The 16,644-nt window shown below is 61.2% G+C and carries 13 protein-coding genes; 1 reads left to right on the top strand and 12 read right to left on the bottom strand.

What is annotated here, in order from left to right; genetic code table 11:
• Positions 1-88: 88 nt before the first annotated feature.
• Positions 89-610 (top strand): 2-oxo-4-hydroxy-4-carboxy-5-ureidoimidazoline decarboxylase, encoded by a 522-nt coding sequence (gene uraD, locus PQQ95_RS15270; RefSeq protein WP_408438226.1) that lies wholly within the window; start codon positions 89-91, stop codon positions 608-610.
• Positions 611-777: 167 nt separating this feature from the next.
• On the opposite strand, the gene PQQ95_RS15265 is transcribed toward uraD, so the two are convergent.
• The 12 genes from PQQ95_RS15265 to glxR form a co-directional block, all read right to left on the bottom strand.
• On the bottom strand, positions 778-3,015 hold the full coding sequence (locus PQQ95_RS15265) for an NADP-dependent isocitrate dehydrogenase (protein WP_408438218.1): 2,238 nt from the start codon (positions 3,013-3,015) through the stop codon (positions 778-780).
• A gap of 239 nt (positions 3,016-3,254) precedes the next feature.
• Entirely contained in the window at positions 3,255-4,847 is a 1,593-nt protein-coding gene (aceB, locus tag PQQ95_RS15260) for a malate synthase A (RefSeq protein ID WP_408438217.1), read from the bottom strand.
• A 133-nt stretch (positions 4,848-4,980) separates the two neighbouring features.
• Positions 4,981-6,258, bottom strand: a complete 1,278-nt coding sequence (locus tag PQQ95_RS15255; RefSeq protein WP_408438216.1) for a polyhydroxyalkanoate depolymerase — start codon at positions 6,256-6,258, stop codon at positions 4,981-4,983.
• Positions 6,259-6,441: 183 nt separating this feature from the next.
• On the bottom strand, positions 6,442-7,185 hold the full coding sequence (gene phbB, locus PQQ95_RS15250) for an acetoacetyl-CoA reductase (RefSeq protein ID WP_408438215.1): 744 nt from the start codon (positions 7,183-7,185) through the stop codon (positions 6,442-6,444).
• Between the two features lie 155 nt (positions 7,186-7,340).
• Positions 7,341-7,844: an ureidoglycolate lyase gene (locus PQQ95_RS15245; RefSeq protein ID WP_408438214.1), complete on the bottom strand. Its 504-nt coding sequence runs from the start codon at positions 7,842-7,844 to the stop codon at positions 7,341-7,343.
• A 20-nt stretch (positions 7,845-7,864) separates the two neighbouring features.
• Complete coding sequence (gene alc, locus PQQ95_RS15240) at positions 7,865-8,866, bottom strand: allantoicase (RefSeq protein ID WP_408438213.1); 1,002 nt, start codon at positions 8,864-8,866, stop codon at positions 7,865-7,867.
• A gap of 40 nt (positions 8,867-8,906) precedes the next feature.
• The gene (locus PQQ95_RS15235; protein WP_408438212.1) at positions 8,907-10,085 is read right to left on the bottom strand and encodes an acetyl-CoA C-acetyltransferase; all 1,179 of its coding nucleotides are present in this window, start codon (positions 10,083-10,085) and stop codon (positions 8,907-8,909) included.
• 131 nt (positions 10,086-10,216) lie between these two features.
• Positions 10,217-11,536, bottom strand: coding sequence for a C4-dicarboxylate transporter DctA (locus PQQ95_RS15230; RefSeq protein ID WP_408438211.1), 1,320 nt, complete (start codon positions 11,534-11,536; stop codon positions 10,217-10,219).
• Positions 11,537-11,631: 95 nt separating this feature from the next.
• Positions 11,632-12,915 (bottom strand): phosphopyruvate hydratase, encoded by a 1,284-nt coding sequence (gene eno, locus PQQ95_RS15225; RefSeq protein ID WP_408438210.1) that lies wholly within the window; start codon positions 12,913-12,915, stop codon positions 11,632-11,634.
• 47 nt (positions 12,916-12,962) lie between these two features.
• Positions 12,963-14,390 (bottom strand): pyruvate kinase, encoded by a 1,428-nt coding sequence (gene pyk / locus PQQ95_RS15220; RefSeq protein ID WP_408438209.1) that lies wholly within the window; start codon positions 14,388-14,390, stop codon positions 12,963-12,965.
• Position 14,391: 1 nt separating this feature from the next.
• Positions 14,392-15,675 carry a glycerate kinase type-2 family protein gene (locus PQQ95_RS15215; RefSeq protein ID WP_408438208.1) on the bottom strand — a complete coding sequence of 428 codons (1,284 nt, stop codon included), beginning with the start codon at positions 15,673-15,675 and terminating at the stop codon, positions 14,392-14,394.
• A 61-nt stretch (positions 15,676-15,736) separates the two neighbouring features.
• Entirely contained in the window at positions 15,737-16,615 is an 879-nt protein-coding gene (glxR, locus tag PQQ95_RS15210; RefSeq protein WP_408438207.1) for a 2-hydroxy-3-oxopropionate reductase, read from the bottom strand.
• Positions 16,616-16,644 lie beyond the last annotated feature (29 nt).

Raw genomic sequence — 16,644 nt, 5'->3', positions numbered from 1 at the left:
GTGAAGTAGCCGAGGCGTCATGCATGCCTACCGTATTGCCTGACTTTCACTCTCCCTTTCCACAACCAACAGGCGGCGGCAATACGCCCTGACGACCATGCGATACACTCTGGATCAATTGAACACCATGCCTGCCGACGCATTTATTGCAACGCTGTCAGGCATCTTCGAGCACTCGCCGTGGGTAGCGGAAATTGCCTCAAATCAGCGGCCTTTCGCCAGCGTCGAGGCACTGCATCGCACCATGTCTGGATCGGTGGAAACCGCAAGCATAGTGCGGCAACTCGCGCTCATCAATGCTCACCCGGAACTCGCGGGTAAAGCGGCGGTGCGCGGCGAACTGACTGCTGAGTCAACCCGCGAACAAAGCGGCGCGGGTCTCGATCAATGCACTCAGGATGAATTCGAAACGCTGCTGCGACTAAACGCGGCTTATCGCGAGAAATTCGGTTTCCCGTTCATTCTTGCGGTGCGCGGCCATGACCGGCACGGCATCATCGCCAGTTTCGAGGCACGCATGAACAACAATCGCGCCGAAGAATTGCGCACGAGCCTGGATCAGATCTACAAGATAGCGCGGCTGCGGCTTGACGATCTGATCGGTGGATGACCGCTGCAGGGGCGCGCTTTACTTCGGCGCGTACATCCCCCATACCGTGACACGATAGGCGTGCAACCGGCCAGACACAATGGAACCGTTGCACGAGATGCCGAAAGACACCGGTCTACGAGCGACAGAGCACAGGCTGCCCTGATTCACAGGGCAGCCGCAATGTCTTAAGACTGAGCCGCCGACAGCGCCGCATTCAACGTCTTGCTCGGACGCATTACGGCATCCAGCTTTTCGGTGTCGGGCTTGTAGTAACCGCCAATGTCTACCGGCTGGCCTTGCACGGCCGAAAATTCGGCCACGATAGCCTGCTCGTTCTCAGTCAGTTGCTTCGCCAACGGCCCAAAATGCGCGGCAAGCTCGGCGTCTTCGGTTTGCTCGGCCAATCCCTGAGCCCAGTACATGGCGAGATAAAACTGGCTGCCGCGGTTGTCCAGTTGCCCTGTCTTCGGCGACGGGTTCCGGTTGTTTTCCAGCAGCTTGCCCGTGGCAGCATCCAGTGTCTTTGCCAATATTTTGGCCTTGGCATTACCGGTCTTGATGCCCAGTTCCTCCAGCGACACCGCCAGTGCCAGGAATTCACCGAGGGAATCCCAGCGCAAGTGGTTTTCTTCCACCAGTTGCTTCACGTGCTTGGGCGCCGAGCCGCCCGCCCCGGTTTCGTACATGCCGCCGCCGGCCATCAGCGGCACGATGGACAGCATCTTGGCGCTGGTGCCCAGCTCCATGATGGGAAACAGATCGGTCAGGTAGTCGCGCAGGATATTGCCCGTAACCGAGATCGTGTCCAGCCCGCGGATGACGCGCTCCAGCGTGTAACGCATGGCTCGCACCTGCGACATGATCTGGATGTCGAGGCCGGTAGTGTCGTGATCCTTGAGGTAGGTCTCGACTTTCTTGATCATCTCCGCTTCATGCGGGCGATACGGGTCCAGCCAGAAGATGGCCGGCATGCCGGAGTTGCGGGCGCGTGTGACAGCCAGCTTGACCCAGTCGCGAATGGGCGCGTCCTTGACCTGACACATGCGCCAGATGTCCCCTTCTTCCACATTCTGCGTGAGAAGGACTTCGCCGGTGGCAAGGTCGACGATGCGGGCTTCGCCTGCTTCGTGTACTTCAAAGGTTTTGTCGTGCGAGCCGTATTCCTCGGCCTGCTGGGCCATCAGCCCGACGTTGGGCACGGTGCCCATGGTGACCGGGTCGAAGTTGCCGTTGGTTTTGCAGAAGTTGATGATCTCCTGGTAGATGCGGGCGAACGTGCTTTCCGGGATCACGGCCTTGGTGTCCTTCGGACGGCCGTCGGCGCCCCACATCTTGCCGCCGATGCGGATCATGGCCGGCATCGAGGCATCCACGATCACGTCGTTGGGCGCATGCAGGTTGGAGATGCCCTTGGCCGAGTCCACCATCGCCAGTTCGGGGCGGTGCTCGTGGCAGGCGTGCAGATCGCGGATGATTTCTTCGCGCTTGGAAGTGGGCAATGTTTCCAGCTTGTCGTACAGGTTGACGAGGCCATTGTTGACGTTCACACCCAGCTCGTCGAACAGCTTGCCGTGCTTCTCGAAGGCTTCCTTGTAGAAAATCTTCACTGCGTGACCGAAGACGATGGGGTGCGAAACCTTCATCATCGTGGCCTTGACGTGCAGCGACAGCATCACACCCGTTTTGCGGGCGTCTTCCATCTGCTCCTCATAGAAGTCGCACAGCGCCTTCTTGCTCATGAACATGCTGTCGATGATCTCGCCGTCCAGCAGCGACACCTTGGGTTTGAGCACAATGGCTTTACCGCTTTGTGTCAGCAATTCCATCTTCACGTCGCGGGCGTGGTCCACGGTCATGGACTTCTCGCCGTGGTAAAAGTCGCCGTGCTTCATGTGGGCCACGTGCGTGCGCGAAGCCATGCTCCACTCGCCCATGCTATGCGGGTTCTTGCGCGCGTAGTTCTTCACGGCGGCAGGCGCGCGGCGGTCCGAGTTACCCTCGCGCAGCACGGGATTGACCGCGCTGCCCAGGCACTTCGAGTAGCGTTGGCGGATGGCTTTCTCGACTTCGGTTTTCGGCTCCTCAGGGAAATCCGGCACGTTGTAGCCCTTCCCCTGCAACTCCTTGATTGCACCGATCAACTGATGCACCGAGGCGCTAATGTTGGGCAGTTTGATAATGTTGGTATCGGGCAACAAGGTCAGACGACCGAGCTCGGCCAGATTATCGGGCACCCGCTGCGCCTCGGTCAGAAATTCTGGAAATTCGCCCAGGATGCGGCTGGCGACCGAGATGTCGCTCGCAGTGACCTGGATTCCGGCCGACGCAGTGAACGTGCGAATAATGGGCAGGAAGGCACTCGTCGCCAGCAGCGGAGCTTCGTCGGTCAGGGTGTAGATGATCGTGGGTTGCTGGGTCGTCATACGTTGCCTCAAGATTGTGAAATGGATGGGCGAATTGCATCACAGGCCGACACGGGTATTGGAATTTTGCCTGACTTCGCCTTCCTGCGGGGGCTGAACCACGCTCCCTTTTCACATTACACTTGTATTGCAATCGCAGAATGAAAAATTCGCTTACATGCGAACCGTTTTACGACCATCGGTCCGCATCCCGTGCAGAACCGTTCGACCGGGACGCCCGGCTACCGGCACGTTTTGGGTTATATGTCCTCGTACAGCGGCAGCGTCAGGAAGTCGGTGAACTGCTCTGAGGTCGACATTTCTTCGAAGATTTGCGCGGCGCGATCGTACGGCTTCGTGTCGCCGCCGACCTCCTCCTTCACCTTGTCCAGTTCCTCACCGGTCAAGTTGCGCACCAGTTCGGCCGTGACCTTTCGGCCGTCGTCGAGCTTGCCCTTCGGCGAACGAATCCATTGCCACACTTGCGAGCGTGAAATCTCCGCAGTGGCGGCGTCTTCCATCAGGTTGTGAATCGGCACGCAGCCATTGCCCGCAAGCCACGCTCCCAGGTAGTGAATCCCGACGTTGATGTTGTTGCGCAAACCCGCTTCGGTGATCGGCCCTTCCGGACTGAAGCCGAGCAGATCCTTCGCGCTTACCTGCACGTCATCGCGCTGCTTGCCGATCTGGTTCGGCCTGTCGCCCAGCACCCTGACGAACTCTGCCATCGCGATCGGCACGAGCCCCGGGTGGGCGACCCAGCCGCCATCGTAGCCATCAGCCGCATCGCGCGCCTTGCCCGAACGCACCCCCGCCATTGCCTTTTCGTTCGCAATCGGATCGTTCCTGATCGGAATCAGTGCGCTCATGCCACCGATCGCCGGCGCTTCGCGGCGATGGCAGGTTTTCAACAGTAGCAGCGCATACGCACGCATGAATGGCACGGTCATTGTGATCCGCGAGCGGTCGGCCAGACAGAAGTCCTTGTCGTTTCTGAATTTCTTGATCGCCGAGAAGATGTAGTCCCAGCGGCCGGCGTTCAGCCCCGAACTGTGTTCGCGCAGTTCGTACAGGATTTCGTCCATTTCGAATGCGGCGAGGATCGTTTCGATCAGCACGGTCGCGCGAATCGTTCCGCGTGGAATACCGATGGCGTCCTGTGCCGCAATGAAAATATCGTTCCACAGACGCGCTTCGAGATGGCTCTCCATCTTCGGCAGATAGAAGTACGGGGCCGTGCCGCGGGCGAGCTGTTCTTTGGCGTTATGGAACAGGAACAGTGCGAAATCGAAAATGCCGCCTGATACGCGCTGACTATCGACCATCACGTGCTTCTCATCGAGGTGCCAGCCACGCGGACGCACGATTAGCGTCGCAAGCGTCTCGTTGAGTTGATACGATCTGCCGTTCTGTTCGAGCGAAATCGAGCGGCGCACCGCGTCCATCAGATTGAGTTGACCGGTAATCTGGTTATCCCAGCTCGGTGCGTTCGAATCTTCGAAGTCCGCCATGTACGAATCCGCACCGGAATTCAGCGCGTTAATGATCATCTTGCGCTCGACCGGGCCGGTAATTTCCACGCGACGGCATTGCAGATCGTGGGGCAGCGGCGCGATTTTCCAGTCACCCTCGCGCACGCTTTTGGTCTCAGCGAGGAAGTCGGGGCGCTCGCCCGCATCGAACTGCCTGGTACGCTCGACGCGCACCTGCAGAAGCGCCTGACGACGCGGCTCGAACGCCCGGTGCAGCTTCGCGACAAATTCGAGCGCTTCCGGAGTGAGGATTGCCTCAAAGCCCGGCCTGATCCCCACTGTGATTTCCATGCCCTTCGGCAGCGGCAGCGTGTTCGCCATGATGTCTCCTCTCCCTGATCAATCAGATTACAAAGATGCGAATGACAATGTGCTGATACACCGCTTGCGTACCGTCATGAGTCGTGCGCCGCCCCCCAACACACGCGCCGGTCACCCGGCACGAAAGACTCGCCTACGCCACGACCTCCTCGGGCTCGTGTCTGGGTACCTTGCTGTATGCGAGGATGAATTCGCGCAGTTGCGGATAGATGACGGTTCGCCAGCGTCGCCCCGAGAAAATGCCGTAGTGGCCGCACTTCTCCGCAGTGAAATGCAGCTTGTCCTCTGGACGAATACCGCTGCACAGATCGTGCGCCGCGCGTGTCTGGCCGTCACCGGAGATGTCGTCGAGTTCGCCTTCGATCGTGAAGAGCGCGGTCTTCCTGATGTCCTGCGGCTGCACCCGCTCGCCGGCCACATCCCACGTGCCTTCAGCCAGGCGGAATTCCTGGAAAACCACGCGGATCGTGTCGAGATAGTAGTCGGCGTCCATGTCGAGCACGGCGTTGTACTCGTCATAAAAGCGGCGATGTGCCTCGGCGTCCTCCTCGTCGCCGCGCAGCAGGCTCTGGTAGTAATCCCAGTGCGATGCTGCATGCCGCTCAGGGTTCGTCGCAACAAAACCGGCATGCTGCAGAAAGCCCGGATAGACCTTGCGACCGCCGCCCGGATAGTTCGGCGGCACCGTGTGAATCACATGGTTGTCGAACCATTCGAACGAGCGCTGTGTGGCGAGCGAATTCACCGAAGTGGGACTCTTGCGCGCGTCGATCGGGCCGCCCATCATGGTCATCGTGCGTGGCGTGTCTTCGCCGCGGCTCGCCATCAGCGAAATGGCGGCAAGCACCGGCACCGTCGGCTGACAAACGGAAATCACGTGCAGATTGCCGGCGCCAATGTGGCGAATGAAGTCCTGAATGTAAGCGACGTAATCGTCGAGATGGAACGTGCCCTCTTCGATTGGCACCATGCGCGCGTCGATCCAGTCGGTGATGTACACCTTGTGGTCCTGCAGCAGAGTGCGCACCGTGTCGCGCAACAGCGTGGAATGATGGCCTGACAGCGGCGCGCACACCAGCACGGCCGGCTCGACTTTCATCCGCGCGACCGTCTGGCTGTCATCGGCGAAACGCTTGAAGCGCAGCAGGCGGCAGAACGGCCTTTCCATGATCCTCTGTTCGATGATCGGAATGTTGTGGCCGTCCTTCACGATCTGACGCAGGTTGAATTCAGGTTTTTCGTAATCCTTGCCGAGCCGGTAAAGAAGTTCGTAGCCGGCCGACAGACGATTGGCACCTGGCAGATAGGCAAAAGGACTGGCGGGATTCGCGAACGAGTTCGAGACAGCTTGCGCCCCGGCAGTCAGCGGGCCCAGAAACGCACGCTGTAGTTCATGCCATTGGTAGAACATGGGTCCTCCAGTTGTCGGGACAGTGCGTGCGCGGCCACGTGCGGCAGAGCGATCAGGGTGACGTGGCTGCCGAAATCGCCCCTCAAGGGTCCAGACGGCGCATCATGCTCAGGTGCGCGTGTCTGGATAATGGCGGCCGACTGCATATTGACCTGCACAGGCCGGCAAACACCGGCCTATCTGCTACTGCATGTGCTGCCCGCCGTTGATCGCGATATTGGCGCCGGTGACGAACGCGGCCTCGTCGGAAGCCAGGTAGATGATCAAACCCGCCACTTCATCCGGCTTCCCAAGACGTCCCATCGGGATTTGCGGCAGGATCTTCGAATCCAGCACGTCCTTCGGAATGGCCGTCACCATCGCGGTGCCGATATAGCCGGGTGAAACGGTATTCACCGTGACACCCTTGCGCGCCACTTCGAGAGCGAGCGCCTTGCTGAAACCATGCACGCCCGCCTTGGCGGCGGAGTAGTTGGTCTGCCCGAATGCGCCCTTGGAGCCGTTGACAGAAGACACATTGATCACCCTCCCCCAGCCGCGCTCGACCATCGCGTCGACAACCGGCTTCGACATATTGAACAGACTGTCGAGATTGGTCCGAAGCACCGCGTCCCAGTTGAGTTTGTCCATTTTCTTGAAGGTCATATCCCGGGTGATGCCGGCGTTGTTGACCAGAATATCGATAGGACCAAGCCTGGCCTGAACCTCGGCGGCCGCTTTGGCGCAGGACTCGTATTCGGTCACATCGCAGGGCACGGCGACGATGTCATAGCCCTTCTGCTTCATCGTCGCCAGCCAGTCGCTGACCTTCCTGTTGCCTGGAGAATAGGTCGTGGCGACGCGACAGCCCGCGTCCGCCATCTTGGTACAGATCGCCTCGCCCAGGCCTCCCATGCCGCCGGTTACCAGTACCACTCGTTCAGCCATGATCGAACTCCTCTGAGATCAGTTATTTTTGTGACTCGATAGCCGCTCGTCGGTACCGCAGCAATAACAGCGCCGCCACACGATCAGCCATCCTGATTAAATGACTAACGAAACCAGCAACGAATATCCGGTCCTGTATCGCTGGCACAGTCCCTCTACACTTCTAGCGTGGGCTGCTCCTCTTCCGCAAACCAGAATTCGTCGCAATTCCGTTCTGGCCCACCGCGATCAACCACGATGAATTGCATTGCCTGCTTCGGCACCAGCAGGACGTGGTGCCACACCCCGCGGTGATAGTTCACCCCCTGTCTGCCGTTCGTGATGAAGGCACGTAGATCGCCCACGTTTACCGTATCGCCGCGCGGCGCGACCACCACGACAAACGGGTTGTCATCGAGCGGAATAAACGCCTGACTCGACAACTGGTGGCGCTCGACAAATCTCACCCTGGACGGAAACGTGTTCGGCCTGGCGCGCAGCCAGCTGATTAGCGTTCTGCCTCCTGCCTCCTGGGTGTCCACTTTCGCCAGGTCGTGATAGCGCTCGACCATCTTGTCGTTGATGTGAAAAAAGTCCCGGCCGTCATACTCGATAACATTCCCAAACGACGCGAATGCTTCGTGCGTCAGCGGCATCAGTTCCAGCGTTTGCGATGACATATCGTTCTCCTCCGGCGCGCTCACGCAATTTTGCCGAACAGACGCAAGCGGCTGATGCCGCCATCCGGGAAGATGTTCAGGCGCACATGGCTGACCGGTCCGATGCCCTGTACCTGCTCCTTGAAGGTGTGGATGGCGTCCATTTCCAGCTTCTGCTCGGGCAGCAGTACCGGCCAGAACATGCTCTGCGTGATCAGCGACTGCTCGGTTCCGCCGGTCACATGAGCCGCCTGAATGGAACAGCGGTCGGGATAGTTGCCCTTGAAGTGGGCCGTATCGACGACGATTTCCTCGATCGTACCGAGATGCCCCAGCTCGATGATCAACCAGTCGTTGCCCGGTTCGCGGCGGCGCCGCGTCTCCCAACCGTCACCCATATTGACGCCGCGTCCTGGCGTCAACAACGGATGCGGTGGCCCGAAGTGCGAGTCGTTCCACGCAATTGGGCGACCGCCGTTTTCCGCCGCGCAAAGGTCCAGCACGGCCTGCGGATCGCGTTTGTCCCAGTTGCATTGAACCTGTCCGTAAACGCGCAGGCGTGCGACGCCGCCATCCGGATAGATGTTGAGACGAATGTGGGTCCACGTGCGTTCATCCTCGACCGACACGTAGTGGTGGGAATTGCCTTGCAGGTTGACCGACGGCACAATCTCGTGCCATTCCGTCCTGGCGGTCGGATCGCCTTCGCTGTAGCAGGCGTCAAGCGACGCTGCCGGCGGATAGTTGCCAGTGAAGTGGCTGGTGTCGATATCCACGCCCTTGACGATGCCGGGCAGCCCGAGCTTGACGACGCAATGATCGTAGCCGCCACCTCTGCGGCGTCGTGTTTCCCAGCCGTCCATCCACTTGCCGTGATCGTCGAATTTGCCGACGATGAACACGGCCGGGTCGGGGCTCAACATGCGCTCGGCCGGCGCGAACCACTCGTCGGAGCAGGAGATCGGCCTGGCGCCGAGACGCGGTTGAGCCAGGTCGAGCCAACGGGTGACGAATTCCTGCGGGGTGTTCAAGGTAATGGTCATGTTTTCTGCTCGCTGTGTACTGTGAGTTGTGTGTTCAGTCCTAGCGCTCGATCGCGAGCGCCACGCCCATCCCTCCGCCAATGCACAGGCTGGCGAGCCCGCGCTTCGCGTCGCGCCGGATCATCTCGTGGATGAGCGTCACGAGGATGCGGCAGCCGGACGCGCCGATAGGATGGCCGATCGCGATCGCCCCGCCGTTCACGTTGATCCTGCCCGTATCCCATTCCATCTGTTTGTTCACTGCGATCGCCTGTGCGGCGAACGCTTCGTTGATCTCCATCAGATCCACGTCGCGCGGGGTCCAGCCGGCCTTCTTCAGACACAATTGAGAGGCCGGCACCGGGCCCATACCCATCACGCTCGGGTCTACGCCGGCCGAGGCATAAGCCTTGATGCGTGCCAGAGGCGTGAGCCCAAGCAGCTCAGCCTTCCTCGCCGACATCATCACGACCGCCGCGGCGCCATCGTTGATGCCCGAGGCGTTGCCCGCGGTGACCGTTCCGTCCTTCGTGAATGCAGGGCGCAGTGCACTGAGCGCCTCTACGGTGACGCCCGTCTTGATGAATTCATCGGTGTCGAAAGACAGAGGCGGCCCCTTTCTTGAAGGGATCTCCAGCGCGATGATCTCGTCCTTGAACCGGCCTTCCTTCTGCGCCGCCTCGGCCTTCTGCTGCGAGCGGGCCGCAAACTCGTCCTGCTCCTCACGCGAAATGCCGTATTGCTTCGCCACGTTCTCGGCCGTGATGCCCATGTGGTACTGGTTGAATGCATCCCATAGACCGTCGACGATCATCGTGTCGACCAGTTTCGCGTCGCCCATACGAAAGCCGTCACGCGAGTTGGGCAGCACATGTGCCGACGCGCTCATATTCTCCTGGCCCCCGGCGACCACGATGTCGGCATCCCCCGCCTTGATCGCCTGCGCTGCGAGGTGCGTGGCTTTGAGCCCGGAGCCACATACCTTGTTGATCGTCAGTGCCGGAACCGTGGGGTCGAGGCCCGCCCGGATCGACGCCTGGCGTGCGGGGTTCTGACCGACGCCGGCCGTGAGCACCTGGCCCAGGATGACTTCGCTCACCTGATCAGCGCCGATGCCAACCTTCGCGAGCAGATGCCTGATGACGTGCGCGCCCAGGTCGGCGGCGGCAACCCTGGCGAGCGAGCCGCCGAATTTGCCCACTGCCGTGCGTCCAGCGGCGACGATAACGACTTCATCCATTTCCTGCCTCCGTTAAAGAGTGACGCCACAGCCCGGCCATGGGCACGGGTGCAATGACGAATTCGAAGCTCATCTGTCTGACACCCGCGCACATGGTCTGGAACAAACTGTCGCCATGTGTCCGCGGCAATTCATTTCATCGTTCCCATGACCGGTATGAACTCCTCAGGATGTTCGTCGAGATCGACTTCCACCTCACCGTTCAGAACACGCCGTGCCTGTGCCTTGTCGATATCCTTCTCCCATACGGCGATAACCACGGTGGCCACACAATTGCCGATCATGTTGCCCGCTGCCCGCGCAATCCCCATGAACCAGTCGACCGCCAGCACCAGTACCAGCCCCAGCACCGGAATGTCGGGAATGGCGGAAAGCGTCGCCGCAAGAATCACAATGGCGGAACCGGGAACGCCGTGTGCGCCCTTGGAGGTGATCATGGCGACACCCAGGATGATGAGCAGGTGTCCGAGGGTCAGCGGCGTGTTGGTTGCCTGGGCGATGAACACGGCCGCCAGCGTGAGGTACATCGAAAAGGCGTCAAGATTAAAAGAGTAGCCGGTCGGAATGACCAGTCCTACGGTGGAGTCCTTGATGCCCAGGCGCTCCAGCTTCTTCATGATCTGCGGCAGCACGCTGTCTGAAGAGGCCGTCCCCAGCACCACCAGCAGTTCGTCCTTCATGTACCTGATCAACTTGAAGATATTGAAACCACACAGGCGCAAAACACCGCCGCTGATGAAAATGACGAAGAGCACCACGGCGAGATAAAACGTTCCGACCAGATAACCCAGTTGTTTGAGCGAGCCGAGGCCGTACTTGCCGACCGTGAAGGCAACCGCACCCAGTACCCCCAGGGGAGCGAGCTTCACAATGAAGAACATGATCTTGAACAGCACGTGCGAAATCTGCTCGATGAAATGCGTGACCGGTTTGAACGGCGCACCAAGCATGGAAAGCGCGCAACCGAACAGGATCGAAATCAGCAGCACCTGCAGGACGTCGCCATTGGCGAATGCGCCAATGAAGGTTTCGGGAATGATCCTCATGAAGAAATCGGACACCCCTGAATTCTTGACGTGGGCTGCCGTGGTCAGGTACGAACTGAGCGCCGCCGGATCGAGCGTTTTGGGGTCGATATTCATGCCGACGCCAGGCTTCAGGACATAACCAAGTACGACACCCAGCGCAAGCGCAATGGTGGTGATCACCTCAAAGTACAGCACGGCTTTTCCACCGACCCGCCCGACCTTCTTGAGATCGCCCGCACCGGCGATGCCATGCACCACGACGCAGAAAACGATGGGCGCGATCAGCATCTTGACGAGCTTGATGAAACCGTCACCCAGCGGCTTCAGCTTGACGGCGAAGTCGGGAACGAAGACACCAAGCACGATGCCGAGTATCAGGGCGATAACCACCTGACCAAATAGCGACTTGAAAAATTTAGGCATGTCTTCCTCCAGCGATATGATTTATTCTCGAGACGCGAGATAGCGCTTGATGCCGGTGTCCGCGCCTGCCGCGCGGCAGACACCGTGGCCGATGGCTATTTCAGGACCGGAAAGGCCTCGCGCCCGGCATATCGGGCTAAACTTCCCAACTCCGCCTCGATGCGCAACAGGCGGTTGTACTTCGCCACGCGGTCCGAGCGCGACAACGAGCCCGTCTTGATCTGCCCGGTTGCCGTCGCAACGGCCAGGTCGGCAATCGTGACGTCTTCGGTCTCCCCCGAACGATGCGACATCACGGTCGTATAGCCGGCGTTGCGCGCCATGTCGATGGCGGCCAGCGTTTCGGTCAGCGTGCCGATCTGGTTCACCTTGATGAGAATCGAATTGCCCACGCCCTCCTCGATCCCGCGTTTCAATATCCCGGCGTTGGTAACGAACACGTCGTCGCCAACCAGTTGCACCGTTTTCGTCAACTGGCCGGTCAAGTGCTTCCAGCCGCTCCAGTCCTCCTCAGCCATGCCGTCTTCGATGGACAGCACCGGGTATTTGCGCACCCAGTCGGCGAGATAGTCGGCGAACTGCGCTGAGCTGAGCGTCTTGCCTTCGGCGTCGAGACGATATTCGCCGCCGGAATAGAACTCGGAACTGGCAGCGTCGACACCGAGATAGATGTCTTCACCCGGCCGATACCCCGCTTTCTCAATGGCCAGCATCAGGATGTTGAGTGCTTCCTCGTTCGACGCCAGATTCGGCGCGAAGCCGCCCTCATCGCCCACCGCCGTGCTCAGGCCTCGTTCATGCAGCAAGTGTTTTAATGCGTGGAAGACCTCGGTACCGTAACGCAGTGCCTCGCTGAAGCTGGGTGCGCCTACCGGCAGAATCAGAAACTCCTGCACGTCCACCTTGTTGTCGGCGTGCGCGCCACCGTTGATCACGTTCATCATCGGCACGGGCAGAAGCGGTTCCCGGCCGTCGCCCAGGTAGCGATAGAGCGGCTGTCTCGCGTCGGCCGCCGCGGCGTGCGCCGTCGCCAATGAGACCGCGAGGATGGCATTGGCGCCGAGACTCGATTTGCCGGGCGTGCCGTCCAGCTCGATCATGGCCTGATCGATACCGGCCTGGTCGGCGGGGTCGCGTCCCTTCAGCAGACGGGAGATCTCATCGCGTACGTGGGCAACCGCCTTTCGAACGCCCTTGCCGCCGTAGCGCATCGGATCGCCGTCACGCAACTCGATCGCTTCGCGCATGCCGGTCGAGGCGCCCGATGGAACCGCCGCTTCGCCGCGTGCGCCGGAATCGAGCAAGACTTCCGCAGCCACCGTCGGGTTGCCGCGCGAATCGAGAATTTCGTAGCCGCGGATATCCTGGATCTTTGCCATTGACATTTCTTCCTCAGAAGCAAGTTAAGCCGCCGTTCACCACCGTTCTAGATCTGCGCAATGCGCAGCAGGTTGGTTGTGCCGGAGGTGCCGAAGGGCATGCCCGCCGAGATGACGATGGTCTGCCCGGCCTCGCCGAACCCCTCCTTCACCGCGGTCAGGCAGGCGAGATTGCTCATCTCGGGTACGCTCTCGACTTCGTTGCACAGCACCGAATGCACACCCCACACGAGGGCCAGGCGTCGTGCGGTGGCGAGCCGCGGCGTCATGCCGATGATCGGCGCCTCAGGGCGTTCGCGCGCCATGCGCAGCGCGGAATAGCCGGAGCTGGTATAGGCGACCGTGGCGGCCACATGCAGCAGCCCTGCTACCCGCCGCATCGCGCAGCCGATGGCGTCCGCCAGATCCGCGCGCGGTGCCGAATGCGATGCTTCGATCGCTTCGCGATAGTGCGGGTCCGCCTCGGTCTGGGCGATGATGCTGCTCATCATGCTCACCGCCTCCACCGGATATTTGCCCGAAGCCGATTCGGCCGACAGCATCACCGCGTCGGCGCCGTCATAGATGGCGGTGGCCACGTCGGAGGCTTCGGCGCGCGTAGGCACCGGCGCGCTGACCATCGACTCGAGCATCTGCGTGGCCACGATCACCGGTTTGCCGGCCTTGCGGCAGGCCCGCACGATACGCTTCTGGATCGCCGGCACCTGCTCGGCGGGCATCTCCACGCCAAGGTCGCCGCGCGCCACCATCACGGCGTCAGTCTCCGCAACGATCTCATCCAGACTCAGGATCGCCGCGGGCTTCTCCAGCTTGGCGCAGATCCCCGCGCGGCCCTTGACGATCTCCTTGATCTCGCGGATATCCTCCGGACGTTGCACGAAAGACAGCGCAATCCAGTCGATTCCCAGCGTGAAGCCGAAGTCGAGATCCTTGCGATCCTTCTCGGTCAGCGCGGACAGCGGCAACACCACCCCGGGGACGTTGACGCCCTTGCGGTCCGACAGCGCGCCGCCATTGATGACGCGCGTCTCCGCAAAATCGCGACCGCAGCGTTCGACACGCAGGCGCACCCGCCCGTCGTCGAGCAGCAGATCTGTGCCCTCGGTGAGCGCGGCGAAAATCTCAGGATGAGGCAGCGCGGCGCGGGTCCTGTCACCCGCCTTGTCGCGGTCGAGATCGAGCCGGAAGCTGTCGCCGGCCGCCAGTTGGATAGGCCCGTCGGCAAAGGTGCCGACCCGCAGCTTGGGTCCCTGCAGATCGAGCAGCACGCTGATCGGCCGCCCCAGATCACGCTCGATCGCGCGGATGGTATCGAGGCGCTGCTTGTGGTCTTCGTGCGTTCCGTGACTGAAGTTGAGGCGAAAAACATCCGCGCCGGCATGGAACAGGGCTTCTATGGTTGCCCGGTCTGCACTCGCCGGCCCCAGCGTGGCGACGATCTTGGCATTGCGGTTGCGGCGCGTGTCGGTGCTCATATCAGTTCTCTCTTGCGACGTTTTCAGTGAGGAGGATGGCGCGGAAATCGTTCACATTGGTCAGCGTCGGCCCGGTCACCATCGAGTCGCCGAGCGCCTCGAAGAAACCGTGGCCGTCGTTTTCGGTGAGCGCATCGCGAGGTTTGATACCTTGAGCCCAGGCGCGGGCGAGCGTATCGGGAGCGACAAAAGCGCCGGCAATTTCCTCCAGGCCGTCCACGCCGTCGGTGTCTCCAGCCACCGCGTGGATGCCGGGGTGAGCGCCAAGTGCAATGGCGAGCGAAAGAAGAAACTCGACATTGCGTCCGCCGCGCCCTTCGCCGCGCACGGTGACCGTGGTTTCACCGCCTGAAAGCAGCACACACGGCGGCTGGAACGGCTGGTTATGCTGCGCGACCTGCAACGCGATGCCGGCCATCACTTTGCCGACGTCGCTGGCCTCGCCCTCGATGCTGTCGCCCAGGATATGACTGGCGAAGCCGGCTTCGCGCGCGACTTGCGCGGCGGCTTCCAGCGCCATTTGCGGCGTGGCGATCATGCGCGTGTCGATGCCCGCGAGACGCGGATCACCCGGTTTGACGGTTTCGCTTTCGCCACTTTCGAGTAGTGTGCGCACCCTCAACGGCACCTCGATACCATAGCGCCTGATGATTCCGAGCGCATCGGCACAGGTAGTCGGATCAGGTACCGTAGGGCCGGACGCGATGTCCATCGGGTTATCGCCCGGCACATCGGAAATCAGCAGCGTGACGACTTTCGCGGGATGACAGGCGGCGGCAAGCCGCCCGCCCTTCACTGCCGAGAGGTGGCGGCGCACGCAGTTCATCTCGCTGATGGTGGCGCCCGATTTGAGCAGCGCGCGCACGACCCGCTGCTTGTCCTCCAGCGTAATGCCCTCATGGGGAAGCGCGAGCAACGCCGAGCCGCCGCCGGAAATCAGACATAGCACCAGGTCGTCGGGTGCGAGGCCCTGCACCCGTTCCATGATGCGCGTGGCCGCGGCCAGTCCGGCCGCATCAGGCACCGGATGCGCCGCTTCGACGATCTCGATGCGCTGGCACGGCACAGCGTAGCCATAGCGCGTCACCACCAAACCGTCCAGCGGACCGTCCCAATGATCCTCGACCGCCCGGGCCATCGCCGCCGAAGCTTTGCCGGCCCCGATCACGATCAGCCGCCCCTTGGGCCGCGCCGGCAGATGCGGCGGGATGCAATGCACCGGCTGGGCAGCGTTGACGGCGGCATCGAACATCCTGCGCAGCAGATCGCGAGGTGACGGATTCATGGTTGCTCTCTATGTCGCATAGGTCGGGATAGGAATAGGTTTGGATACCTATGCATACTCTTTACCCGATCTCGTGATTGGCCATGAGTTCCAGCGCACGCACGAGTGCCGAGTGGTCCCAGCCAGCGCCACCGTGCGCGACGCACGCGTTGAACAGCTCCTGTGCGGTGGCGGTGTTGGGCAACGACACGCCAAGCGTTTTACCGGTTTGCAGCGCGAGGTTCAGATCCTTCTGGTGCAATTCGATTCGAAAACCCGGCTCGAAGGTACGTTTGACCATGCGATCGCCGTGCACCTCGAGGATCCTCGAGGACGCGAAACCGCCCATCAGCGCCTCGCGCACCTTAGCCGGATCGGCGCCGGCCTTCGATGCGAACACGAGTGCTTCGCCCACCGCCTCGATGGTCAGCGCGACGATGATCTGGTTGGCGACCTTGGTGGTCTGGCCGTCTCCGTTGGCCCCTACCAGCGTGATGTTCTTGCCCATCAGCTCCAGCAGCGGCCGGGTTTTGACAAACGCGGTTTCAGGGCCGCCCACCATGATCGACAACGTGGCGTTCTTCGCCCCCACCTCACCGCCGGACACCGGCGCGTCCAGGTAGTCGCAGCCGAGCGCGTTGATGCGTTTGGCAAACTCCTTGGTGGCGATCGGTGAAATCGAACTCATGTCCACGACGGTCTTACCGCTGGAGAGTCCTTCAGCCACACCGTCCTTGCCGAACAGCGCCGCCTCCACATGCGGCGTATCGGGCACCATCGTGATGACGACCTCGGCCTGCTGCGCCACCTCCTTGCCGTTCGCACATGCAATGCCGCCCTTTGCCACCAGCGCCTGGGGCACGCTCGGGATGCTGTACAGATAGACCTGATGCCCGCCGGCGATCAGATGCTCCGCCATGGGGGCGCCCATAATGCCCAGTCCGATGAATCCGAGTTTCATGTGTCTGTCTCCGTGTCGGTTTTTTATAG

The organism is Paraburkholderia caffeinilytica (genome assembly GCF_046030355.1).
GTDB lineage: Bacteria > Pseudomonadota > Gammaproteobacteria > Burkholderiales > Burkholderiaceae > Paraburkholderia > Paraburkholderia caffeinilytica_B.
The sequence above is the reverse complement of the archived record's forward strand: the minus strand, read 5'-3'. Positions and strand labels throughout refer to the sequence as shown.